Here is a 745-nt window from a genome sequence, read left to right as displayed (position 1 = left end):
CCTTATTCACAAAAATCAGCCCAGTTTGCAGGATAGGTAGCATAGAAAACCTTACAAAACGTTGGAGAAGAAAAGACGACTTGGCTTCCCTTCGGGATGTAAACCACATCTCCCGCTTTGGCACGGAAGACTTTGCCCTCAACTTCAAGGACAAACTCCCCCTCGATGATGTAATCCACTTCATCGTAGTTCAGAAACCATGGCAAGTTGGAGTGGTCAAACGTCATGAAACCAGAACAAAGATTCCCTTCTCGGGCGGTAATCACATCGACAAGCCCAACGTTTTGTCCCGGAGGGGCTTCCAGAAAAGGTTGGATAACCACGTTTTCTCCTTTGACATGGGTTGCTTTGGGGTTCTCACAGGCGGGTTTTAAAACCTCACCCAAAATCTTTTGCACGGCCTTTTTTAGGTCTTCATTCAAGATGACGGGTTCCGCGCTCTCTTGGGCTTGCTTAACAATAACACTTCGCCCGACGATTTCTTCTCTGCCCTTGCATATTGAAATCCCCAATTCTTTGGCCAGATCTTTCGCTGAGGGGGTCAATACGCTGTCTTCGTCTAAGACAATGGTTTTATCCACTTTGGCCATTTCTCGTAAAACAGCCGCTGAAATAAAACGCCCCATAGATACACCTCCTTTATCGAGGCTCGATGCTCGAGGCTCGATTTTCAAGTTTTTGTTGTTAGTCTTCCCTTGCTACTTCCTTTATCGGTACTTCTCCGTCTCGTGCTTCGTGCTTCGTG

At 46.8% G+C, this 745-nt stretch carries 1 protein-coding gene; it reads right to left on the bottom strand.

Going from position 1 to position 745, the window contains the following annotated elements:
- Positions 1-2 precede the first annotated feature (2 nt).
- The gene (locus DSOL_RS26190) at positions 3-626 is read right to left on the bottom strand and encodes a cupin domain-containing protein (protein ID WP_075367609.1); all 624 of its coding nucleotides are present in this window, start codon (positions 624-626) and stop codon (positions 3-5) included.
- Positions 627-745 lie beyond the last annotated feature (119 nt).

This window comes from Desulfosporosinus metallidurans (assembly GCF_001936615.1).
In the GTDB taxonomy this organism is placed as follows: domain Bacteria; phylum Bacillota; class Desulfitobacteriia; order Desulfitobacteriales; family Desulfitobacteriaceae; genus Desulfosporosinus; species Desulfosporosinus metallidurans.
The sequence above is the reverse complement of the archived record's forward strand: the minus strand, read 5'-3'. Positions and strand labels throughout refer to the sequence as shown.

Excerpts from the sequence above, each read along its gene's own strand:
- DSOL_RS26190 (WP_075367609.1), bottom strand. The coding sequence starts at position 626 with ATGGGGCGTTTTATTTCAGCGGCTGTTTTACGAGAAATGGCCAAAGTG.